The following is a 24,063-nucleotide window of genomic DNA, read 5'->3' on the forward strand; positions in this document are numbered from 1 at the left end:
AATTGGCTTAGAACTTCAACGAGGCTTTAACGAAGAAGTAGCGACCCATTGTATCGTATGAGTAAGGGTCAGTATTCGCGTCGTTATTACCTGTGTAGTAAGGCGCTGCTTTATCAAGTAAGTTGTTAACACCACCTGAGAAGGTTACGTTCTCGCTGTAGTGATAAGCACCGTTTAAGTCATGATAAATCACTGTGCCAGTAGCTGGAGCTAAACACTTCGAGGCATCAGCTAAACACTTGAAGCTGTCCATACCTGAGATGTAACGTGCTTTATAGCCAGCATCCCAGTTTGAACCACGAGCATTGATGTTCAGGTTTGATTTGAATTCAGCGTAACCACCGATACCACTAGTGATGATGCCTACGTAGTCGATAGCATCGCCAGTTGTTTGTTGTTCAAACTCGTTTAACCATGTTGTATCAAGGCTTGCATTCCAGTCTAGACCTGCCGCTTCAAAGCTGTATGCAATGTTTAAGTCAACACCAGAGCTGTTTTCTGCACCAATGTTTTGTAATTGGTTGTTGAAGCTGATGCGACCTGTGTTATCCATCGATAAGTTCGCAGACTTACACAATGCAGTTTCTTGGTTAATTAGCGAGCCGTTAGCCGCTAAACACTGATCTGCAATGTATTGTGAATCAACTTCAGCAATCGCGTTTTCGATTTGAATATCGAAGTAGTCTGCAGTGATTGATAAACCGTCAAACCACTCTGGCTCGTATACTACACCTAGAGTGAAGGTTTCCGCTTCTTCAGGTGTTAGGTCTTGGTTACCACCAACAGTTACAATCGCTTGTTCTTGATCTGTTGCTGGGTGAACAACTTGGTCAAATGATGGTGATGCACCACCGAATAGCTCGCCAACTGACGGTGCACGGAATGCCGTCGATGCTACTGAACGAACCATTAGTTCATCGTTTACTTTCCACGTTAAACCAAGTTTCCAAGTTGCATCGCTACCAAAAGTAGAGTAGTCAAATGCACGAACAGCAGTGCTGATTTCGATGTTATCAGCAAATGCAACGTCTTCTAAAACAGGGATAGCAAGCTCTAAGTACGCTTCGTTTACGTCGTACTCACCAGCTGTTGGCTCTTGTTTTGGATCGTTAGCCATACCTTGGGCAGTTAGTGAATCTGGTGTGTACCATGCTTTTTCAGTACGTGATTCGATACCCGCTGCAAAACCAATGTAACCAGCTGGTACTTCCATTAGCTCACCGCTCAATGACGCTGCGATGTTAAGCATTTCGCTACCGCCGCTGTTGATTTCGGTGTATACGTACTCACCCATAGTCTCTGGCAACCAAGAAGCTTGCTCCATTGGGTTGAATGTACCCGCTTGGATATCTTGCTGAATTAGACCCATGTTGTGTAGGTTAGCAACTGAATCTACAGAGTCGTTACGACCAAACGTGATCGATGCATCCCATGACCAACCGTTATCGAACTCGCCTTGTAAACCAGAAGAAACACGCACTGTATCTACTGCTTGAGCGAATTTACGAGGACCAGTATCGGCCATACGACGACCATAAGCGATATCATCACCGTAGCTGATGCCACTGTCGATTAGTGAGTCACCCATCCAATCTTCATAAGTGAAGTTGAACCATACAGGTTGTGGTGCCATTTGTTGTTTTGACCAACGCTTAGAGTACATCATTTCAGTGAAGAACATGGTGTAATCAGACACTTCATACGTACCAACACCTGTTACGTTTAACTTCTTCATTGGTGTGTATAAGAAGCTTTCAGGGTTGTAGTTGTACTTGTCAGTAGCTGTGAAGTCTTTCCAAGTGCCGTCAGCAGCACCTTGTAAGCTTTTCGCATCATCACCTTTACCAGACCAAATATGACCGTAAGGCGTGTAGCTAGAACCACCACATACTAATTGAATGTTACCTTCGTCATCTTTTGACTCTGTGTAATCACATTGGCTACCGTCACGATCAGCCATGCCAACAGAACCACGATCTACGTATGATAGACCAACAACGGCGTTACCTTTATCGAATGAGCCACCTAGAGTGATGTCTAAGCCCATTTCTTCACCGTCAGCTTCACCTGACATACCGCCGTTAACGTTTACTTCAAAACCTTCGTAATCGCGTTTTAGGATGATGTTAACAACACCCGCAACAGCATCTGAACCGTAAACAGCAGAAGCACCATCTTTTAGCACTTCAACACGTTGGATCATTGATACAGGGATAGTGTTCAAATCAACAGTCGATGCAGCACCAGTACCAGAGTTGATCATACGACGACCGTTAACCAATACTAGGGTACGGCTAGAACCTAAACCACGTAGGTTGATGCTGGCATTACCGCCTGAGCCGTTGTTGATGCCTGGATTGGTCATTGCACCGCTAGCAGCAGTGGTTTTTTGTAGTACTTGGTCGATCGATGTTGCACCAGACTGTAGAATTTGCTCTGCACCGATAACGGTTACAGGGCTTGCAGTTTCCATGTCCGCACGTTTGATGCGTGAACCCGTAACTTGAATTCGTTCTACATCTTTTGCACCTTCTTCGGCTTTTGCATTTTGTGCAAAGGCAGCCGTTGTCGCTGCAGCACTAAACATAAGTGCTTTTGTAATTGCGTTTTTGTTAAACATTTTTACTCCTGGATTTTTCAGTGAGGACAATGGAAATTATTCTTGTATTTGTCCATGACATCCCTTCATATTAGGGGAATCTAGGGAGCGAGGAGAACAACATGTAACACATAGTTAAGGAGTGTAAACGGAGTGTCTACTATGTTAATTGTGTGTTTTATTGTTGTGCTCTTTGTGTTCTTATTTGGTTGTGGATATGTGTCTGTCGAGTGATTTAGCCTCTTTAGGCCAAATTAGGGGAGATTGGCTAATGATAAATGAGCGACTTAGGCGAAAGCAAGTGTGTGCATTTATTAGACTATTTTGGTTGCGCTATATCTATTTAGCTATATCCATCGCAACACTGTCATAAAAGATCGCCATAGTATAAATGGCGTTATTTTTATAGCCTTGCTTTTAGATTTTTGTGCCATTGGCCATTAAAACAAAGCCCGCACAGTGAGCGGGCTTTGTGATATATAGAAATTTACTATTTAATAGCTTGGCTTTTTGTGATGTTTACCGACAGCCTCTGCGACTTCTTTTGGCATGTATTCTTCATCATGTTTCGCTAACACCTCACTGGCTTCCAATACCGTTGGTTCGATTAAAATTCCTTGAGCGACGATACCTTGGCCTTCTCTAAATAGATCTGGCAGAATACCATCGTATTTAACGGTGATCATTGGGCCGGTATCAATCAGTTTAAATGCGACCTTTAAGCTTTCGGCGTCGCGTTCTACACTACCATTAACGACTAGACCGCCAACACGGATGCGTTGACCAACCACCGGCTTTTCACCGGTTTTTTCCTTGCCTTGGACAATTTCACTTGGGGTGAAGAATAAATCAATGTTGGTGCTTAATGCATACAGTGATAAACCTGCAACAATAGCAATACCTACAATAATGGTCGTTACTATCGTTAATCTCTTTTTACGACGAGGATTCATAACTATTCACCTTTAATACGACGTTGAGCTGCTTGCTTGAGCTTTGCTTCACGTTTTAGACGGTTGTTAATTTTTTTGAACTGAGCTTGCTGTAACCCGAGGCTGTTAATGGTTAACACACTTAAGGTTACTGCACAAAATGCATAAGATAGCCAAACAAAGAAACCGTAGCCACCCATATTGATAAAGTCAGCAAAAGATTCAAATGCCATGATATTACTCTCCACTTGCTTGCTTAGCCAGTGCTTTTACCCATGGGCGCATGGCATTTCGTTCAATAATTTGTGCTCTAAAACGCAAGCAAAATAGGCTCGCTGTCATGAACGCGAAACCGATAAAACAAACTAAGAATGGGATTAACATCTCTGTGGAAATTGATGGTTTTTCCAATTTCGAAATTGTTGCGCCTTGGTGCAAGGTGTTCCACCATTCAACGGAGTAGTGAATAATCGGCAAATTCACCACACCGACTAACGCCAAAACGCTCGCAGCCTTTCCGGCTAAAGCACGATCGTCAAAGGCATTATCAAGAGCGATAACACCAAGATATAAAAACAATAATATAAGCTCTGAGGTTAAGCGAGCATCCCAAACCCACCATGTTCCCCACATAGGTTTACCCCACGCGGCACCGGTAAATAAGGCAATGGCGGTGAATATAGCACCGATTGGCGCGAGTGCCGCTATTGATGCTTCAGCAAGCTTCAATTGCCATACCAAGGCTGATAGAGCGGCAATGGCCATGCCTAAGTAAATACCCATAGACAGCATGGCTGATGGTACATGAATATAGAAAATACGTACGGTTTCACCTTGCTGATAATCGGCAGGTGAGAACAATAACGCTAACGCTAAACCAGCCGTCAACACGATAGTGCTAATTACTGCTAACCACGGCAATAAACGGCCGCAAAAATGATACGACGTTTCTGGGTTTGCGTACGGATGAAGCCACTTCCACATATTAATTGGTACTCACTTTTAAAGCTGCGCTCACGGCAAATGGCGCGAGGGTTAAACTTGCAAAAAATAGGGCAGCGATAATCGCTAGTTGACCATCGTATGCCAAATTCATACTGGCGGCATCTATCGCACTGGTAGCAAAAATAAGTACTGGAATATACAAAGGTAACACCAGTAAGCTTAATAGCACCCCGCCTTTTTTTAATCCGACAGTTAATGCGACGCCAATAGCCCCTAATAAACTCAATACGGGGGTACCCAACAATAGGGTCAATAATAAGGCGATATAACTTTGTTCGTGTAAATTCAGCAATATGCCTAATAATGGCGCTATTATGATAAGTGGTAAGCCTGTAATCAACCAATGAGCGCTAATTTTTGCCAATACTAAGATAAAATTAGGGCATGGACTTAGAAGCATTTGTTCTAAGGAACCATCTTGGTGGTCGTTTTTAAATAAGCGTTCGAGTGATAACAATGTAGCAAGTAACGCCGCGACCCAAATCACCCCCGGTGCTATTTTCATTAGAGTGTTACTGGCAGGTCCAATTCCTAATGGGAATAATGACACAACGATAATGAAAAATAATAGAGGGTTGACGATATCGTCTCGGTGACGCAACGCTATGGTTAAATCGCGCTTTAAAATAAGCATAAAGGCATGACGGTAAGATAATGACATGCGTTAGCCCTCTATGCCATTGTATTCAAGACGAATTTTACGATACAAATTGCTATCCATCTGTAAATCTTGGTGAGTTGTCATGATAACACAGCCACCTTGTTGTGCATGAGCTTGTATCAATGATTCCAACTGGCGAACCCCTGCTTTGTCGATCGCGGTAAAGGGTTCATCTAATATCCAAATTTTTGCATTAGTTTGCCATAGGCGCGCCAAGGCAATTCGGCGATGTTGACCGGCACTGAGGTGACTGGCTTTGGCATCTTCAAAGCCATATAAGTTAACGATATCGAGAGTTTGCTCAGCACGTGCAGGATCTTGACCATGCAGGCTAAGATAAAATTGTAAATTTTCTTCACTGGTCATTTCCCCTTTCACACCCGGCAAATGACCTAAAAATAACAGATCCTGATAATACTCTTCACTGATATCGTTAATGCTCTGCTGTTGATATAACACATCACCTGAGTAGGGCTGTGATAAACCAGATAAAATACGCAATAAGCTGGTTTTGCCGGTACCATTAGCGCCTTCCACTTGAATAATATCACCAGCGCTCACCGTAAATGACAACTCGTCAAATAATATTCGGTCTTCGCGAATGCAAGTGAGCTGTTCTGCTTGTAATAAATAAGGAGTATTTGCCAAAGCTGTCAAAACCATTGAAATATATGTTATTAGCCAAAGATTTTACTTGTTTGTGGGCAGTAAAAGAAGACTGCAGCGGAAATTATTCACGAATCCAAGCTAAATCCTTATGATATTTATGGTAATAAGGTGGTGATAATTCATCTAAAGGAATAGTACCGGGTTGTCATAGAATGCCCCTGATTATTTAGGCTGCCGGCGTGTATATTTTAATAACAACAGCAAATGGCGATAAAATTAAAACTATCGTTATATGGTATGCGTATAACTACAGAGAAAGTTTGGTTTTTGTTAACACAAGGTTTCTCTTGAAAGTTAAGGTTTTTTCGTTGTGATAGCATTTTATTCCGCGCCGGTGTTGCTATAATAACGTGATTTTTGTGCGCGCCTGTGCGTATGTCCATAGCCCCAATGGAGTTATAAATGATACCTGAGTTAGGTTTGTTGTCTTTGATTATTGCCATGGCCTTCGCTGTTTGCTTGTCTGTTATTCCGTTAATTGGGGTGTATAGTCAAAATCAACGGCTGATTAGTTATGCAAAACCGCTCACATCGGCAATGTTTATTTTTACAGCCATCAGTTTGGTAATTTTGGCTTATTGCTTTGTTGTTGATGATTTTTCTGTTCGTTATGTCGCTGGTCACTCCAATACGGCGCTACCTTATTACTTTAAAATAAGTGCGGTGTGGGGTGGTCACGAAGGCTCGTTATTGCTTTGGGTGTTTTCACTAACCGCCTGGACCATGGCGGTTGCGCTATTTTCTAAGAATGTAGACCAAGCTTTTGTATCACGTGTGTTAGCGGTTATGGGCATGGTTGCTGTTGGCTTTATGGCTTTTACCATTTTAACGTCGAACCCTTTCGAGCGATTATTGCCTAACGCCCCATTGGAAGGGCGCGACTTGAACCCGTTACTTCAAGATGTCGGTTTAATCATTCACCCACCAATGTTGTATATGGGCTATGTTGGCTTTTCGGTTGCCTTTGCGTTTGCTATTGCCGCATTAATGTGTGGCAAAATGGACGCAGCTTGGGCGCGTTGGTCTCGTCCTTGGACATTGGCAGCTTGGATGTTTTTAACCTTAGGTATCGCGCTTGGTAGTTGGTGGGCGTACTACGAACTTGGCTGGGGTGGCTGGTGGTTCTGGGATCCTGTTGAAAATGCTTCGTTTATGCCTTGGTTAGTGGGTACCGCGCTGATTCATTCGTTAGCGGTGACCGAAAAGCGGGGAGCGTTTCGTAACTGGACAGTACTACTGGCGATATTCACCTTTAGCTTAAGCTTGTTAGGAACTTTTTTGGTACGCTCTGGTGTACTAACGTCTGTGCATTCGTTTGCCGCAGATCCTACCCGAGGTAGTTTTATCTTAATGCTCCTTGCCATTGCGGTAGGTTGTTCACTGCTGCTTTATGCTATCCGTGGGACAAATGTTGGCAGCTTTTCTCGTTTTGAATTAGTGTCGCGTGAGTCAGCGATATTAATCTGTAATATTTTCTTAGTCGTTGCTGCAGTAACGGTGTTACTTGGCACCTTATACCCCTTGTTAGTTGATGCTATGGGCTTAGGCAAAATATCGGTAGGTCCCCCGTACTTTAATGCGGTGTTTGTGCCATTAATGAGTGTGATGTTTATCTTTATGGGGATAGGGCCGCTTATTCGTTGGAAAAAGGCGAAGAAAGGCGAACTCAGTCGTCAGTTAAAGTGGATCAGTATTTTCGCCGTTGTGTTTGGTTTTGCTTTTCCGGTGATGTATGGCGGAGAATTTAATTGGTGGGTTGCCTTTGGTATGTCGCTCGCAACTTGGGTTATTTTAGTCGCTGGCAAAGATTTGAAGAATCAAATTAATCCGCAACCTGGTCATTGGCAATTGAAACGATTAAGTTTGAGCCACCTTGGTATGGCGGTAGCCCATATTGGTATTGGCGTTACCGTCATTGGGGTAACACTGGTTTCCATTTATGAATCTGAAAGTAATATAAAAATGATTCCTGGCTCGCGCTTTGAAGTCGCCGGTTATGAGCTCGAATTTAATGGTGTTAAGCCGGTCGAAGGGCCAAATTACTCAGCAGAGCAAGGTCAAATCGCCTTATACGATGGCGATGACATGATTGATTTATTGCAGCCTGAGCGACGTACCTATCGAGTACAAACCATGGGCATGACCGAAGCAGCCATTAATCCAGGGTTATTTAGAGACGTATATGTCGCCTTAGGCGACCCGCTTGGTGGTGGCGCATGGGCCGTACGAGTCTATTATAAGCCGTTTGTACGTTGGATTTGGCTTGGCGCCATCTTTATGTCGCTTGGTGGTATTTTTGCGATGATGGATAAACGCTATCGTCGTCGCAAAGCTCATGAAAAAGCGTTGTCATCTAATGTAGCAGCCACACATGCTAAAGCAGGAGTGTAACTGATGAAGATTGTTGTTCGTCTTATTCCTTTATTTTTGTTTCTTCTGTTAGGTGTGCTGTTATATCGTGGCTTGAGTCTGAACCCGCAAGAGCTACCATCTGCACTTGTCGGTAAAACTTTCCCGGAGTTTTCGCTACAAAAGCTTGGCGATGAAAAACAAACACTATCGTCGGCAGACTTTAATCCAGGCATAAAAATTATTAATGTCTGGGCGACATGGTGTCCATCGTGCAAAGTCGAGCATCCATTTTTATTGAAATTGTCGAAAGATACTCGATTTTCAGTTTATGGCATTAATTATAAGGATGAGCGGCAAGCGGCCAAAGAGTGGCTTGCGTATTATCAAGACCCTTATGTTTTTTCTATTTACGATGATAACGGCCGATTAGGCTTAGATTTAGGCGTTTATGGTGCACCCGAAACCTTTGTGGTTGATCACAACAACGTCATTCGTAAACGCTTTGCTGGTGTATTAGAAAAAAATGTTTGGCAACGTGAATTTATGCCATTAATTAATAGCATCGAAATGGAAATGGCAGGAGAATAATGATGAAAAAAAATCATGGTTTTGCAAGCAATATCTTGCTTGTACTTGCGTCGGTTGTATTGATGCTTGTCAGTGCCAGCATGGTTAGTGCAAGCCCTATTGATACCTACCAGTTTCCTGATCAAGTGACTAAAACACGTTTTGATGAATTGGTTTACGAATTACGCTGCCCTAAATGTCAAAATCAGAACTTAGCTGACTCAAATTCGCCAATTGCCGAAGATTTACGTAAAGAAGTTTATGACATGCTTATGGATGGTCGTAGTGACCAAGAGATCATGAATTTCATGGTTGAACGTTACGGCGAGTTTGTACTTTATCGTCCTAAAGTTAATTCATTAACGTACGCCTTGTGGTTTGGGCCAGTAATATTTGTACTGATAGGCTTGATCATCATGGTGGCGTTATTGCGCAAAAGACAACGTAAAGAGCAAAGCTTAACACCAGAACAGCAACAGCAATTAGAAGATATTCTTAAGGATTAAACGATGACCTTGTTTTATGTTTTTTCGGCATTATTGCTGGTGTTGGCGGTGCTGTTTATTTGGCGACATTTTTTTACGCAAAGTTTGTATCAGGCTGATCAGTCAAATATGCGAGGTCAAACCAACAAAGAGCTTTACTATGAGCACTTAGCAGAATTGGAAAAAGATTTGCAAGAAGGCGGCATTGATAAAGAAAGCTTTGATTACCTGAAACAAGAATTAGATCGTTCGTTAGTTTTAGATATGAGTGCCAGTGAAAAACAAGCACAAATCAAAGATAAATTGACCTCGAAAATATGGCCACTAATGATGAGTGTATTTGTTTTGGCTTTTTCGTTCGCCATGTACTGGCAATACGGCGCCCATGATGACGTAAAGTTGGCGCAGACAATGCCTAGCGAACACCCCCGAGGTGAACAGTCTCAGGCGCAAATCATTATTGCACAATTGCAAAACTTGCAAAAAGAAGTAGAGACTAACCCTGATAACTCAAATGCTTGGTTTCAATTAGGGCAAATTCTTAGCAATATTGGTCAGTTCGACAGTGCCTATGTTGCCTTTGGTAAAGTCAATGAGATAGAGGGCGATCAAGCCGATGTACTCGCACTGCAAGCGCAAACGATTTATTACAAGAACAACCAGCAGCGTAATGAGCAAGTCGATGCTCTGTTAGCTCGAGCATTAAGCATTGACCCAAATGATGCTACCACCTTAATGTTAATTGGTATGGATCATTATCTTAATAACCGTTTTGCTCAGGCAGCAACAAGTTGGCAGCAAATTATCGATGCAGGTACCGCAGGTCCTAACGCGATGGCGCTTATTGAGGCGATTAACGACGCCAAAGCCAAAGCATCTGACGCAGATATACCAGTGGATGAGGTGAAACCAACGATCGCAGGTGCCAGCTTGCAAGTTAGCGTGACATTGGCAGACAATATTATCGAACGATTACAACAAGAAGACGATAAGGTTGTATTTATTTATGCGGTCGCTAGCGCTGGTCCGCGTATGCCACTAGCAGCGATGAAAATTCGAGCCAGTGATTTACCAACATCGATCACGCTAGACGATAGCTTAGCAATGACGCCACAAATGGCTTTATCATCGGCTGAGCAAGTCAACGTATATGCTGTTGTGTCACAGTCAGGAACACCAGGTCAAAAGCCTGGTGACTATGTAGGGCAAGCAACGCAAATTACCTTGAGTGAGCAAGACTCGGTAAACCTTATTATCGATACCGTCGTAGAATAGCCATCATAAGGTTTAACAAACAGAGAGAAGGTTATGATTTTTAGAAATATATTAGCGGCGGTGAGTCTTTCAGTAGTGGCTTCGTTAGTTGCCAATTATGCGATCGCTCAACCAATTCCAGCTGACAATGCTGGTGCTGACGTCGCATCAACAAGTTGCCCTGCATTTTTAGAGCACACAGTAAAAAAATTAAACTCGGAGCAAACTGTCGATGTTTGTCAGCAATTTGCAGGCAAAACGCTATTGATTGTAAATACCGCAAGTAAATGTGGCTTCACACCGCAATTTAAAGGCTTAGAAGCCTTATATCAAAAATATAAAGACCAAGGCTTAGTGATCTTAGGGTTTCCTTCAGACGATTTTTTCCAAGAAGAGGACGAAGAAAAAGATACCGCGAAAGTATGTTACATCAATTACGGGGTAACGTTTCCTATGTTTACTACGGTTGCGGTTCGCGGTGACGATGCACACCCTATATTTGCCCACTTAGCCGAGCAAACTGCAGCACCATATTGGAATTTTTATAAGTATTTAGTCAGTAAAGATGGTAATAGCATCGAGCGATTCAATTCTAAAGTATCGCCGGATTCACCTGAACTGATACAAGCTATTGATAAACAACTCAACGCCGATATTTAGGCGGTGGTCAGGAATAAGCGTTAATGTCTCGATTTAAAGCCAATAATAAAAATTTGCACGATGCTAATCTTAGCAAAGGTCCTGCGAATATAGGCCAAGCGAAAGTAGGTGTTTTAGTTACCAATTTAGGTACACCCGCTGAGCCTAATGCCTCTGCGCTGAGAACCTATCTACGTCAGTTTTTAAGCGACCCTCGTGTTGTAGAGATCCCGCGTTTACTATGGATGCTTATTTTACACGGTATTATTTTGCGAGTGCGCCCAGCTAAGTCGGCCAAACTGTATCAAAGTATCTGGACTGAGCAGGGCTCACCACTGATGGTCATATCAGAGCAGCAAAAAACGAAGATTGCTGAGAAATTAAAGTATGAGTATGGTGAGCAAGTTGAAGTGGCGTTGGCTATGCGTTATGGCCAACCAGCGATTAGTGAAGCATTAAAGGCTTTCCAAGCTAAAGGTATTGGTAAAATCGTTGTACTACCTTTGTACCCACAGTACGCAGGTCCGACAACCGGCTCCACCTTTGATGCGGTAGTTGCTGAGGTCAAAACGTGGCGTTGGATACCAAGTCTACATTTTATTGGCACTTATCATGACAATCCGGGTTATATTCAAGCCTTAGCAAACTCTATTAATGAGCATATTGTAGAGCATGGTAAACCAGAAAAATTGTTATTGTCTTATCATGGTATGCCGAAACTGTTTCATCGAAATGGCGATCCATACTACTGCTTTTGCGCTAAAACCACGCGTTTGTTAAAAGAACAGCTCAACTTAGATGATGATGTGGTGAGTATGAGTTTCCAGTCACGCTTTGGTAAAGCGGAATGGTTAAAGCCATATACTGATGATTGTATAGAAGAGTTTGCTAAGCAAGGCGTTAAACATATGGCGATTGTTAGCCCAGCGTTTAGTGCTGACTGTTTAGAAACGCTGGAAGAATTAGACGTTGAAAGCCGCAGTGTATTTACAGACAACGGCGGTGAGACATTCCATTATATCAAAGCATTAAACGATCGCGATGATCACATTGATGCCATTGTCGCATTAGTTAAGCCTCATCTATAGTTGCTACTAAAATTTAGCTATTGAAGCGTTAGATAATACTGGTTGACATCACCTTTATGGCTAGCGCTTAATCGGCGTTATAATTGACAAAACGCCGATTAATCTTTACTATCCCCCGCTTGTTTTTTATACCAATTACCGTAACTTATTGCCCCAAAGAGTTGGGCAATAGTTAGTGTAATTGCTATACCCATATCTAATGCAGCAACAGTTATCTCGCTTAACTGTGTTCAAAGGCTGCCATAACTTGTGAGAAAGTCATGATCGAATTACGTGCTAGTAAAATCACTAGCTTAAAAAATGACGTCCTTTCTGGTATTACCGTGGCTTTAGCCTTGGTACCAGAAGCGGTGGCATTTGCATTTGTTGCTGGTGTTGACCCGTTAGTGGGCTTATACGCGGCCTTTATGGTGGGTTTAATTACCTCGGCATTTGGTGGGCGTCCTGGCATGATTTCGGGTGCTACTGGTGCAATGGCTGTGGTCATGGTGTCGCTAGTTGCATTGCATGGGGTGCAGTACTTATTCGCCGCAGTGTTGTTAACCGGTATTATTCAGATAATTGCCGGTATATTTAAGCTCGGTAAGTTTATTCGTCTGGTGCCACATCCGGTTATGCTGGGTTTTGTTAACGGTCTTGCTATTGTTATCTTTTTGGCACAATTAGGGCAATTTAAAGTCTTAAATGAGGCCGGTGACCTGGAGTGGATGAGTGGCGCTGCGCTATACACTATGCTTGGTTTAGTTGCTTTAACAATGGCAATTATTCACTTTTTGCCTAAATTAACCAAAGCGGTGCCTTCTTCATTGGTAGCTATTGTGGTTGTGACCTTAATCGCATTGTACACCGATGTCGATGCGCGCACGGTTATTGATTACGTTCGTGATATGACCGGCGACCCAACTCGTACCCTAGAGGGTGGCTTACCAACATTCCACATCCCAGAAGTGCCGCTTACGCTAGAAACGTTAATGATAATCTTACCATTCTCTTTGGTACTAGCTGCAATCGGTTTAATCGAGTCATTACTAACACTTAGCCTAATCGATGAGTTGACAGAAACCCACGGTCAAGCAAACCGTGAATGTGTAGCACAAGGCGCTGCAAATACGGTTAACGGCTTCTTTGGTGGTATGGGTGGTTGTGCGATGATTGGTCAGTCAATGATTAACGTCAACTCAGGTGGTCGTGGTCGAGCATCTGGTATTACCGCAGCACTTGGCTTACTTGGCTTTATTATGTTCGCTTCAGGGCTGATTGAAATGATCCCACTCGCCGCACTCGTTGGTGTTATGTTCATTGTTGTTATTGGTACTTTTGAATGGTCATCATTCAGAATTATGCGCAAGATCCCAAAAGCCGATGCCTTTGTCATCGTACTAGTGTCTGCGGTTACTGTTATCTCTGATCTTGCGGTTGCTGTCATTGTTGGTGTGATTGTTTCTGCGTTAGTTTTTGCATGGCAACACGCAAAACATGTAGTTGTGAAGCGTACTGTTTGCCAGCAAACGGGCTGGACTTTATATGAAGTGAATGGTCCATTATTCTTTGGCGCGATTACTAGCTTCTTAGAGCAATTTGAACCTCAAAATGACACAGACGATGTTATTATCGAGTTTAAAAATTCACGTGTAGCAGACCACTCTGGAATTGGTGCTATTGATACCTTAGCAGAGCGTTACAAAAAACGTGGTAAAACACTGCATTTACGTCACTTAAGCCAAGAGTGTAAGTTATTGCTTAAGAAAGCTGGCGATTTGGTTGAAGTGAATTACTTTGAAGATCCAAAGTATCACGTAGCGTCAGATAAGTTAGATTAATTAACTATTCTTTTAAAAAACGGCCATTAGGCCGTTTTTTTATGCTTGCTTATTACCCCAACGATTAATGGCAAACGACATGAGAACGTGTAATTTGCTAACGGTGTTGATAACCAGTACATTTAAGTTAATGCTGAATATTTAAACGTTTATATAATGGGCAATGCTGGTTATTGCACCTGTGAGTAGCATGAAAGACCAACAACTTGATTTTTTCGACATTCCTAGTCCGTGTATTGGTGTCTGCCAATCAGATAATCGTGGCTATTGTTTAGGATGCTTTCGCTCAAGGGATGAACGCTTTGGTTGGTTAGAGTTTAGCAATAGTCAAAAGCAACACATTATTAAATTATGTAAACAACGAGAAAAACGTCGCAATGCGCCAGTAAAGCCGAAGAAAGTGATTAAAGAGGAAAATAACCAGCAACCATCCTTATTAGACTTTAAGCCAGAACAATATATTTGTAGCTCAGTTAAGGATGATGACTTTAATGACTTTGAGCTCGATTAAACTTGCTTTGGTGAATAAATGCCCGGTTGGTATATAAACTGTGCAATCAGTCATTTTTATTTAAAAAAGGTCTTGCGCCTCAAAACGAAGCACTATACTATACGCGCACTTCAACGCAAAAGCGTTAAAGCCCAGATAGCTCAGTCGGTAGAGCAGGGGATTGAAAATCCCCGTGTCGGTGGTTCGATTCCGCCTCTGGGCACCACATTTAGAAAAACCAGCCTTATGGCTGGTTTTTTGCTTTCTGGCTTTTGTAAAACTCCAGCAGTACCCCCCTTATTTCATATGTTGATCTTTAAACGTTATTTGTTCCGAAATTGTACACTTACTGATTGGTTTTTTATTCAAAAAAAATAGGTTAAATGGCATGGTTTATGCCGATTTAAAGATATTTAACTGTATTTTTTATGTTTGTTTAAATGATTCGTTACGTTGCTTTAACTTGGTTTTCTTTTTTTGTCAAAAGCGAACCTCAACAATGAGTTACGGTTTTTTTGTTTTTTTTGTTGTGAGTGCTCGCTTACCTTTTTGGTTTTGTATTTGTTGTGAAATGTTCGTTTGGGAAAGGAACTTTACTGAACGTGCCTTTTGTCAATGTGTTCTATTTGAAAGTTGTTGTCATTTTTTGTACAAAAAGGTAAACTCACTGGTCTAATGTGGGTGCAATTTGTACCGTGAAGCACGAAAGTGTCAACGAAGTTCAACACGTAGAGTGATAACAACAATGAATGCCGTTTTTTCCTTACGACTGATCTTAAAGTTATTTATTGGCTTTTTATTAGTATCAACCGTATTTGCTAAAGCAAATGCTGCTACTGTTTCAGTAAGTTTTAATCGAGGTATTGTTGGAGAGTATGGTGCAACCCCTTCTCATGCTCCTACAGATATCAAAACATTTAAGAGCCTGGGTATCGAGCAAGCCTTCCTATCTCAAGTAACTGCGGATGATCAGTTTTTCGCTCCTCAGGGCAACGACGCTCCGATGGAGATCACTTTTAAATTTACGGATGGTCGCGAAGCAACATTTAATGCTACTCTAAACTGGCGTAATACTAGTAATGAAGGCTTTCATGGCTTTGGCTTCGTTGTAGACCCGCGTGAGGCGGTTGCAGGTTCGGGGCGCGATGATGGTGTCGATTACACGCCATCATCCCCAACTCAATACATAACATACATGTTACAACCAGATTATAGTGCCCAATCGTTTGTCGACCAAGTTGAAAAGCAAGCTGGTGGCAATGCAGCAAATTCACAAACTTTAACCGAGCTAAATAATTATCTAGCTATGACGGCTATCGGAACTGCAACTATCTCAGCTGACCCATCAGAAATTATTGCCAATGGAATCAGCGAATCAAATATTACCGTTCAATTGAAAGATGCTAACGGAAATCCACTAGTAACAGGCGGTGACGAGGTTGTTCTAACTACAGATAAAGGCACTTTAATTGGAGCAGAAACGAATAGGGATGGTTCTGTTATCGCTAACGATAACCTAGATGGTACTTATAGTGCTGTATTAACTTCATCAACTATTGCAGAAATAGCAACGATTACCGGAACTAGAAATGGTGAACTTATAGCGACTAATGCACAAGTGATTTTCACTGAAGTGACTGTCGCGCCGAATGTTGCTCCAGTAGCGCAAGTGGCTACTTACAGTACAAACGAAGACGTAACACTAAGTGTTACTGAGGCTGACGGTCTTGCGAATTATGTTACGGATGGTGATGCTAATGAGACATTCACGTATCACTTAGTGAATGGCTCGGGCGGCAAGGTTACAACGCTTACCGATAGTAATGGTAATATAATCTCGTTGACTGTAGCGACGGGAGACATCAGCTTTACGCCTACAGCAAACTTTAATGGTGAGGTTACGTTCCCTTATATAGCGAATGATGGTGATGCGGATTCGAATCAATCGACTATCAAAATCATAGTCAATTCCGTGAATGACGTGCCGAGTATCACGAATGCAACGGGCTCAGTCACCGAAGACGCAGCGCCAACGTTAACCACATCGGGTAGTATCTCGATTTCAGGTGGTGATACAGGGGAAGATCAGTTCCAGGCTGAGACATTAACTGGCATCTACGGTGCGCTTAACATTGCAGCAAATGGCTCATGGTCTTACTCTGCGGACAACGCACAAGCGGATATCCAAGCACTTACATTAGGTCAAAGCTTAACGGATGTGTTTACAGTTACGTCTACCGATGGCGTGACGACCGGCACCATCACGATAACGATTAACGGTGTGAACGATGCACCGAGCATCACGAATGCAACGGGCTCAGTTACCGAAGACGCAGCGCCAACGTTAACCACATCGGGTAGTATCTCGATTTCAGGTGGTGATACAGGGGAAGATCAGTTCCAGGCTGAGACATTAACTGGCATCTACGGTGCGCTTAACATTGCAGCAAATGGCTCATGGTCTTACTCTGCGGACAACGCACAAGCGGATATCCAAGCGTTGACATCCGGTCAAAGTTTAACGGATGAATTCACAGTTACGTCTACTGATGGCGTGACGACCGGCACCATCACGATAACGATTAACGGTGTTGATGATGCACCGAGCATCACGAATGCAACGGGCTCAGTCACCGAAGACGCTGCGGCAACGTTAACCACATCGGGTAGTATCTCGATTTCAGGTGGTGATACAGGGGAAGATCAGTTCCAAGCTGAGACATTAACTGGCATCTACGGTACGCTTAACATTGCTGCAAACGGCTCATGGTCTTACTCTGCGGACAACGCACAAGCGGATATCCAAGCGTTGACATCCGGTCAAAGTTTAACGGATGAATTCACGGTAACGTCTACCGATGGCGTGACGACCGGCACCATCACGATAACGATTAACGGTGTTGATGATGCACCGAGCATCACGAATGCAACGGGCTCAGTCACCGAAGACGCTGCGGCAACGTTAACCACATCGGGTAGTATCTCGATTTCAGGTGGTGATACAGGGGAAGATCAGTTCCAAGCTGAGACATTAACTGGCATCTACGGTACGCTTAACATTGCAGCAAACGGCTCATGGTCTTACTCTGCGGACAACGCACAAGCGGATATCCAAGCACTTACATTAGGTCAAAGCTTAACGGATGTGTTTACAGTTACGTCTACCGATGGCGTGACGACCGGCACCATCACGATAACGATTAACGGTGTTGATGATGCGCCGAGTATCACGAATGCAACGGGCTCAGTTACCGAAGACGCAGCGCCAACGTTAACCACATCGGGTAGTATCTCGATTTCAGGTGGTGATACAGGGGAAGATCAGTTCCAGGCTGAGACATTAACTGGCATCTACGGTGCGCTTAACATTGCAGCAAATGGCTCATGGTCTTACTCTGCAGACAACGCACAAGCGGATATCCAACCGTTGACATCAGGTCAAAGCTTAACAGATGTGTTTACAGTTACGTCTACTGATGGCGTGACGACCGGCACCATCACGATAACGATTAACGGTGTGAACGATGCACCGAGCATCACGAATGCAACGGGCTCAGTCACCGAAGACGCAGCGCCAACGTTAACCACATCGGGTAGCATCTCGATTTCAGGTGGTGATACAGGGGAAGATCAGTTCCAGGCTGAGACATTAACTGGCATCTACGGTGCGCTTAACATTGCAGCAAATGGCTCATGGTCTTACTCTGCAGACAACGCACAAGCGGATATCCAAGCGTTGACATCAGGTCAAAGCTTAACAGATGTGTTTACAGTTACGTCTACTGATGGCGTGACGACCGGCACCATCACGATAACGATTAACGGTGTTGATGATGCACCGAGCATCACGAATGCAACGGGCTCAGTCACCGAAGACGCTGCGGCAACGTTAACCACATCGGGTAGTATCTCGATTTCAGGTGGTGATACAGGGGAAGATCAGTTCCAAGCTGAGACATTAACTGGCATCTACGGTACGCTTAACATTGCTGCAAACGGCTCATGGTCTTACTCTGCGGACAACGCACAAGCGGATATCCAAGCGTTGACATCCGGTCAAAGTTTAACGGATGAATTCACGGTAACGTCTACTGATGGCGTGACGACCGGCACCATCACGATAACGATTAACGGTGTTGATGATGCGCCAATTGCTTACAACCAAACGGTTAAAGCGACTGAAGAAACTTCGGTTGCTATCACGTTAACAGCAACGGATGCAGATGAGTCAGATGTATTAACTTACAGCGTAGTGACTAAACCTGTTAATGGAGCCTTAGACGTTAAAGGTGCAGAGGTAACCTACACACCAAATGCAGATTTTGTGGGTAAAGATACATTTACTTTCAAAGCCAATGACGGTGCTGAAGATTCGAATGTCGCTACCATTACCATTGATGTGAGTAATATTAACGATGCTCCGGTAGCGGATGATAAAACCATTACTGATGCGAAAGAAAATTCAGCATATGATATCACCTTAACAGGCCGCGATATTGAAGACGGTACCAATGTGACGTTTGAAATCGTCACTCAGCCAGCGAATGGTAAGGTAGTATTGGAAGGTGATGTTGCGACTTATACACCTAATAAAGGCTACTCGGGCCCAGATAGCTTTACCTATAAAGCCAAAGATGCACAAGGTTTGTTATCTAAGGTTGAAGCTACGGTGTCAATTAACGTTAATGACATTGTCCCTTCACCTGACAAATCAACCATCAAAGTATCTGAGGAGACAATCACTGCAGATGGTCAATCTACCTCGATTGTAACCGTGCAGTTAGTCGATGCTAATGGTAATAATTTTAGCTCTGGTGGTGATACCGTTACTTTAGTGACTGATAAAGGTACGCTAAGCAATGTGAACGACAATGGCGACGGTACTTACACGGCAACACTGACGTCGTCAACTAACGCAGGTACAGCAACTATTACGGCAACGGTTAATGGTTCTGTTATGACTAGCAACCCAGAAGTTATATTCGTAGTTGGTGCAGCATCAGCTGACAAATCAACCATCAAAGTATCTGAAGAGACAATCACTGCAGATGGTCAATCTACCTCGATTGTAACCATTCAGTTGGTTGATGCTAACGGTAATAAGCTAAGTTCTGGTGGCGATACCGTTACCTTAGTGACTGATAAAGGTACGCTAAGTAATGTGATTGATAACGGCGATGGTACATATACTGCTACGTTAACCTCTTCAAAAGAAGCGGGTAAGGCAAGCATTACAGCAACCATTAATGGCGCTGAAAAAGCAGATAAAGCAGAAGTTACTTTTGAAGTTGGCGCTGCATCAGCTGAAAAATCAACCATCAAAGTATCTGAAGAGACAATCACTGCAGATGGTCAATCTACCTCGATTATAATCGTTCAGTTGGTTGATGCTAACGGTAATAAGCTAAGTTCTGGTGGCGATACCGTTACCTTAGTGACTGATAAAGGTACGCTAAGTAATGTGATTGATAACGGCGATGGTACATATACTGCTACGTTAACCTCTTCAACAGAAGCGGGTAAGGCAAGCATTACAGCAACCATTAATGGCGCTGAAAAAGCAGATAAAGCAGAAGTTACTTTTGAAGTTGGTGCCGCATCAGCTGACAAGTCAACCATCAAAGTATCTGAGGAGACAATCACTGCAGATGGCAAATCTACCTCGACAGTGACTGTTCAGTTAATAGATGCTAATGGTAATAAACTTACTTCTGGCGGAGACACTGTTATCTTAGCGACCGACAAAGGTTGGTTAAGTGATGTTAAAGATAATGGTGATGGCACTTATACAGCCACACTAACGTCAAGTGTTGAGGCTGGCAAGGCGACCATTACCGCAACTATCAATGCTGTGGTAATGATTGAAAAGCCAGTAGTAAACTTCGTTGCAGGTGCTGCAGTAGCTGACAAGTCTACTATTTCGGTATCGAAAGAAAAGATTACCGCAGACGGTAAGTCAACCTCAACAGTAACGGTACAACTCGTCGATGCTAACGGTAACAAGCTTACTGCAGGTGGAGATACTGTTACCTTAGTTACCGATAAAGGCACATTAAGTGATGTGAAAGATAATGGTGATGGCACTTATACTGCGACGCTAACGTCTGCAACTGAAGCTGGTAAGGCAACCATTACGGCAACCGTTAATACCGTTGAGATGTCAAATAAGCCAGAAGTGATCTTTGAAGTTGGTGCTGCGTCAGCGCAAACGTCAACGATTACGGTTTCAGAAACCGAAATTGATGCCGATGGTACATCAACATCAGTGATTACGGTACAGCTTGTGGATGAGCATGGTAATAAGCTAACAGCCGGTGGTGACACAGTTACTTTAGTAACCGATCGAGGCACTATCACCGAGGTTATTGATAATGGCGATGGTACTTATACCGCTATCTTAACTTCGGCAACTGAAGCTGGTACGGCAACGATTACTGCTACAGTCAATGAAGATGTGATGGCTAATAAGGCGGTAGTTAAGTTTATTGAGTTGCCTAATAATGCCCCTGAAGCGAATGCACAAAACCTGGAAACATTGGAAGACGGAGCGCTTGAAATCATTCTAACAGCCTCGGATATCGATGAAGGTGATGCGTTAACCTATAGCGTTGTTGCACAACCTGAAAACGGTACGTTAACCGGTTCTGGTGAGTCATTAACTTATACACCGGAAGCTGACTTTACTGGTAAGGATAGCTTTACCTTTAAAGCAAATGACGGCGAAGATGACTCAAATGTTGCGACAATCACTATCGAGGTAACGCCAGTTAATGATGCACCAGTAGCAATGGATGATTACATCGAAGTGTTACAACGCAGTGTCGATAATGACATCGACGTGCTTGCTAATGACAGCGATGTGGACGGCGATGAGTTATCAGTATTATCTGCAAATGCTGAAAACGGTACGGTAGCCGTTCTTGATGATGGTCAGTTACGTTATACGCCAAATGCATCTTTCTTTGGTGAAGATATCATTACTTATGAGCTTACAGACGGCCATGAAGATGGTATTGACATCGGCTTTGTTTACGTCACGGTAATTGAAGTAGAGAATCTACCACCAGTTGCAGTGAAGGATGAATTCACATTGACTTCAAATGCGTCGATTGTCTTAGATGTATTAGCAAACGATTCAGATCCTGAAAACGATGAGCTTGTCCTTGTTGCCGCATCAACGGCTAATGGCACCGCTGAGATTGTTGATGGCGAACTTTGGTTCACGCCAGCTGAAGAGCATTCAGGTGTTTATATTCTTGAATACAGTATCCGTGATAGCGAAAACAATACCGCTAAAGCAGAAGTCGAAGTTTATCTTGAAAGCGGTAATGGCCCGTTTATCACTATTCCAGCTGATTTATGTGGCGAAAATATGGTGAATAGTGACGCGCTATATACCCGTGTTGATTTAGGTGTCGCGACAGCTGTTGATCGCTTTGGTAATGAATTACCTGTGTCGCTAATTGACGGTACCGCCTTATATCCAGCAGGTGTAAATAAGGCATACTGGCAAGCAACAGACTCAGAAGGCAATACCAGCACTGAGATACAACGTGTTTGTATTATGCCACTGGTATCAATCCAAAAGGATCAAACGTTACTAGAAGGCGAGTCAGCTACAGTAAGTGTTCACTTAAACGGTCCATCACCGGTGTATCCGTTAGTAATCGGCTATACCGTTGCAGGTGAGGCAAGCGATGAAGACCATAACTTGGTCAATGGTCAAGTCGTGTTTACTGAAGGCACAACGGCATACATTCCTATTGAAACGTTTATCAATGAAGCAGTTAACGACAATAGGAATGTTGTTATCAGCCTAAGTGATGAAGCAAACTTAGGTGCAAAATATGTTCATACGCTTACAATTTCTGATGGCAACATTGCCCCAGAAGTTGGTATTACAGTTGAGCAACAAGGCGATAAGCGTTTAACAGTATCGCAATCTGGTGGCATCGTTACTTTATACAGTAACCTATACGATCCAAATACCGTTGATATGCACGACTACACATGGACTTCAGCAAGTGACTTACTTGTGAACTTATCGGCGGCAGATACAGAGTATCAATTTGATCCTGTTGATTTACCTGTGGGCGTTTATGAAGTCGCGCTAGAAGTTGCTGATAATGGTAGTCCGAGTTTAGCTGATATCGAGACGGTATACATTGAAGTGGTCGCTGAACTTGAGTCGTTTGATGACCTAAGTAAAGATAGCGATGGCGATCTTATCCCTGATTACCTTGAAGGTTATCAAGATTCTGATGGCGACGGTACACCAGATTATCTTGACCGTATTGCTGAATGTAACGTGCTGCAAGAAGAAGCGGACGTTCATAACGCATACCTTATTGAAGGTCAGCCTGGTGTTTGTCTTCGTAAAGGTAAATTTACCTTCGGTGGTGAAGCGGGTGGCGCATTAATCACTGACAACGACTTTGTTGCCAATGACTACGTTGAACTAGAAGAAGACACTGAAGCCATTAATATTGGTGGGACCTTCGACTACATTGCTTATGGTTTACCAGAGCAAGGTATGCAATTTGCCATCGCTATTCCACAGCGAAAACCAGTACCTAAGGACGCTGTTTACCGTAAATACCGTGAAGACTTAGGCTGGGGCTTCTTTATTGAAGATGGCAACAATAGCTTATGGTCATCCAAAGGTGAACCCGGCTATTGTCCGCCTCCAAATGCGAAACCAGACGGCACTGTGTGGACCCCTGGCTTGACCGAAGGGCACTGGTGTGTACAGCAAATCATAGAAGATGGTGGTGTTAACGACGACGACGATATTAGCAACGGTATTATTGTTGATCCGGGTGGAGTAAGCATCATGATCAATAATAACGCTTTACCAGAAGCAAGCGATGATCAACTTACTATGAGTATGAATAGCCAAGCGACCATAGATGTTATTGCTAACGATACCGATGCTGACGGTGATGCTTTATATATCACAACAATTGACGCGAGTATTGGTGAGGTGCAGCTTGTTGATAATCAGGTTGTGTACACATCACCACATAATTTGGTCGGATTCGTAACGGTTTATTATGGTATTACAGATGATAATGGCGGAACGGATCTCGCACAGATTGATATCGAGATTGTTGATAACCGCGCACCAGAGTTGTTGTCAGAGCCTGAAAGTGACGTTGAAGGAAGTGAAAGTGTTGAAACTAACCTTCTTGATGATGTTATCGACCCAGAAGGTGACGATGTACGCCTGATTGAGGTAGACCACCCTAACGTCTCATTTGCGGAAGACGGCACGGTTGTATTTACACCTGAAGAGGGATTCTCAGGAGAGGTTGTGATTAATTATGTTGTTGTTGATGAGTACGGCAATCGTACAGAAGGTCAATGGACGATTCATGTTGTGGCTATCAACAAAGTTGAGTCGGTAACCTCGGGCGGTGGTAGTTTATTCTGGCTACTGTTACTTAACGTCGTTGCTTTGTCGGCTCGATTAACTATGCAATTGAAGCGTAAGGGATAAGAA

General features: G+C 43.2%; 15 protein-coding genes and 1 tRNA gene. 10 read left to right on the forward strand and 6 right to left on the reverse strand.

Going from position 1 to position 24,063, the window contains the following annotated elements:
- Positions 1-7 precede the first annotated feature (7 nt).
- The 6 genes from ACAX20_RS02230 to ccmA form a co-directional block, all read right to left on the reverse strand.
- Positions 8-2,620: a TonB-dependent receptor gene (locus ACAX20_RS02230; RefSeq protein WP_371188238.1), complete on the reverse strand. Its 2,613-nt coding sequence runs from the start codon at positions 2,618-2,620 to the stop codon at positions 8-10.
- 473 nt (positions 2,621-3,093) lie between these two features.
- Positions 3,094-3,552 carry a cytochrome c maturation protein CcmE gene (gene ccmE, locus ACAX20_RS02235; protein WP_371188240.1) on the reverse strand — a complete coding sequence of 153 codons (459 nt, stop codon included), beginning with the start codon at positions 3,550-3,552 and terminating at the stop codon, positions 3,094-3,096.
- Positions 3,553-3,554: 2 nt separating this feature from the next.
- Positions 3,555-3,764: a heme exporter protein CcmD gene (gene ccmD / locus ACAX20_RS02240; RefSeq protein WP_371188242.1), complete on the reverse strand. Its 210-nt coding sequence runs from the start codon at positions 3,762-3,764 to the stop codon at positions 3,555-3,557.
- A gap of 4 nt (positions 3,765-3,768) precedes the next feature.
- Positions 3,769-4,515 (reverse strand): heme ABC transporter permease, encoded by a 747-nt coding sequence (locus ACAX20_RS02245; protein ID WP_371188243.1) that lies wholly within the window; start codon positions 4,513-4,515, stop codon positions 3,769-3,771.
- A gap of 1 nt (position 4,516) precedes the next feature.
- Positions 4,517-5,197 carry a heme exporter protein CcmB gene (gene ccmB / locus ACAX20_RS02250; RefSeq protein WP_371188245.1) on the reverse strand — a complete coding sequence of 227 codons (681 nt, stop codon included), beginning with the start codon at positions 5,195-5,197 and terminating at the stop codon, positions 4,517-4,519.
- A gap of 3 nt (positions 5,198-5,200) precedes the next feature.
- Positions 5,201-5,854 carry a cytochrome c biogenesis heme-transporting ATPase CcmA gene (gene ccmA / locus ACAX20_RS02255; protein ID WP_371189553.1) on the reverse strand — a complete coding sequence of 218 codons (654 nt, stop codon included), beginning with the start codon at positions 5,852-5,854 and terminating at the stop codon, positions 5,201-5,203.
- Positions 5,855-6,268: 414 nt separating this feature from the next.
- On the opposite strand from ccmA, the gene ACAX20_RS02260 reads away from it, so the two are divergent.
- From ACAX20_RS02260 to ACAX20_RS02305, 10 genes are all read left to right on the forward strand, one after another.
- Positions 6,269-8,257, forward strand: coding sequence for a heme lyase CcmF/NrfE family subunit (locus ACAX20_RS02260; RefSeq protein WP_371188246.1), 1,989 nt, complete (start codon positions 6,269-6,271; stop codon positions 8,255-8,257).
- Between the two features lie 3 nt (positions 8,258-8,260).
- Positions 8,261-8,806: a DsbE family thiol:disulfide interchange protein gene (locus ACAX20_RS02265; RefSeq protein WP_371188248.1), complete on the forward strand. Its 546-nt coding sequence runs from the start codon at positions 8,261-8,263 to the stop codon at positions 8,804-8,806.
- Positions 8,806-9,291 (forward strand): cytochrome c-type biogenesis protein, encoded by a 486-nt coding sequence (locus ACAX20_RS02270; protein ID WP_371188249.1) that lies wholly within the window; start codon positions 8,806-8,808, stop codon positions 9,289-9,291. The genes ACAX20_RS02265 and ACAX20_RS02270 overlap by 1 nt, the downstream gene beginning before the upstream one ends.
- Before the next feature lie 3 nt (positions 9,292-9,294).
- Positions 9,295-10,545 carry a c-type cytochrome biogenesis protein CcmI gene (gene ccmI, locus ACAX20_RS02275; RefSeq protein ID WP_371188251.1) on the forward strand — a complete coding sequence of 417 codons (1,251 nt, stop codon included), beginning with the start codon at positions 9,295-9,297 and terminating at the stop codon, positions 10,543-10,545.
- A gap of 33 nt (positions 10,546-10,578) precedes the next feature.
- Complete coding sequence (locus ACAX20_RS02280) at positions 10,579-11,184, forward strand: glutathione peroxidase (protein ID WP_371188252.1); 606 nt, start codon at positions 10,579-10,581, stop codon at positions 11,182-11,184.
- Between the two features lie 23 nt (positions 11,185-11,207).
- Positions 11,208-12,251: a ferrochelatase gene (hemH, locus tag ACAX20_RS02285; RefSeq protein WP_371188253.1), complete on the forward strand. Its 1,044-nt coding sequence runs from the start codon at positions 11,208-11,210 to the stop codon at positions 12,249-12,251.
- 260 nt (positions 12,252-12,511) lie between these two features.
- A complete protein-coding gene (locus tag ACAX20_RS02290) occupies positions 12,512-14,071 on the forward strand; it encodes a SulP family inorganic anion transporter (protein ID WP_371188255.1) in 1,560 nt (519 codons plus the stop codon).
- Between the two features lie 190 nt (positions 14,072-14,261).
- A complete protein-coding gene (locus tag ACAX20_RS02295) occupies positions 14,262-14,582 on the forward strand; it encodes a DUF1289 domain-containing protein (RefSeq protein WP_371188256.1) in 321 nt (106 codons plus the stop codon).
- A gap of 129 nt (positions 14,583-14,711) precedes the next feature.
- Positions 14,712-14,787, forward strand: a tRNA-Phe gene (locus ACAX20_RS02300).
- A gap of 519 nt (positions 14,788-15,306) precedes the next feature.
- Positions 15,307-24,060, forward strand: a complete 8,754-nt coding sequence (locus ACAX20_RS02305; protein ID WP_371188258.1) for an invasin domain 3-containing protein — start codon at positions 15,307-15,309, stop codon at positions 24,058-24,060.
- Positions 24,061-24,063: the final 3 nt, after the last annotated feature.

The sequence above is a fragment of the Thalassotalea sp. Sam97 genome (genome assembly GCF_041379765.1).
Classification (GTDB): Bacteria; Pseudomonadota; Gammaproteobacteria; order Enterobacterales; family Alteromonadaceae; genus Thalassotalea_A; species Thalassotalea_A maritima.

Excerpts from the sequence above, each read along its gene's own strand:
- hemH (WP_371188253.1), top strand. The coding sequence starts at position 11,208 with ATGTCTCGATTTAAAGCCAATAATAAAAATTTGCACGATGCTAATCTT.
- ccmB (WP_371188245.1), bottom strand. The coding sequence starts at position 5,197 with ATGTCATTATCTTACCGTCATGCCTTTATGCTTATTTTAAAGCGCGAT.
- ACAX20_RS02290 (WP_371188255.1), top strand. The coding sequence starts at position 12,512 with ATGATCGAATTACGTGCTAGTAAAATCACTAGCTTAAAAAATGACGTC.
- ACAX20_RS02305 (WP_371188258.1), top strand. The coding sequence starts at position 15,307 with ATGAATGCCGTTTTTTCCTTACGACTGATCTTAAAGTTATTTATTGGC.
- ccmI (WP_371188251.1), top strand. The coding sequence starts at position 9,295 with ATGACCTTGTTTTATGTTTTTTCGGCATTATTGCTGGTGTTGGCGGTG.
- ACAX20_RS02270 (WP_371188249.1), top strand. The coding sequence starts at position 8,806 with ATGATGAAAAAAAATCATGGTTTTGCAAGCAATATCTTGCTTGTACTT.
- ACAX20_RS02295 (WP_371188256.1), top strand. The coding sequence starts at position 14,262 with ATGAAAGACCAACAACTTGATTTTTTCGACATTCCTAGTCCGTGTATT.
- ACAX20_RS02280 (WP_371188252.1), top strand. The coding sequence starts at position 10,579 with ATGATTTTTAGAAATATATTAGCGGCGGTGAGTCTTTCAGTAGTGGCT.
- ACAX20_RS02245 (WP_371188243.1), bottom strand. The coding sequence starts at position 4,515 with ATGTGGAAGTGGCTTCATCCGTACGCAAACCCAGAAACGTCGTATCAT.
- ACAX20_RS02230 (WP_371188238.1), bottom strand. The coding sequence starts at position 2,620 with ATGTTTAACAAAAACGCAATTACAAAAGCACTTATGTTTAGTGCTGCA.
- ACAX20_RS02260 (WP_371188246.1), top strand. The coding sequence starts at position 6,269 with ATGATACCTGAGTTAGGTTTGTTGTCTTTGATTATTGCCATGGCCTTC.
- ccmD (WP_371188242.1), bottom strand. The coding sequence starts at position 3,764 with ATGGCATTTGAATCTTTTGCTGACTTTATCAATATGGGTGGCTACGGT.
- ACAX20_RS02265 (WP_371188248.1), top strand. The coding sequence starts at position 8,261 with ATGAAGATTGTTGTTCGTCTTATTCCTTTATTTTTGTTTCTTCTGTTA.
- ccmE (WP_371188240.1), bottom strand. The coding sequence starts at position 3,552 with ATGAATCCTCGTCGTAAAAAGAGATTAACGATAGTAACGACCATTATT.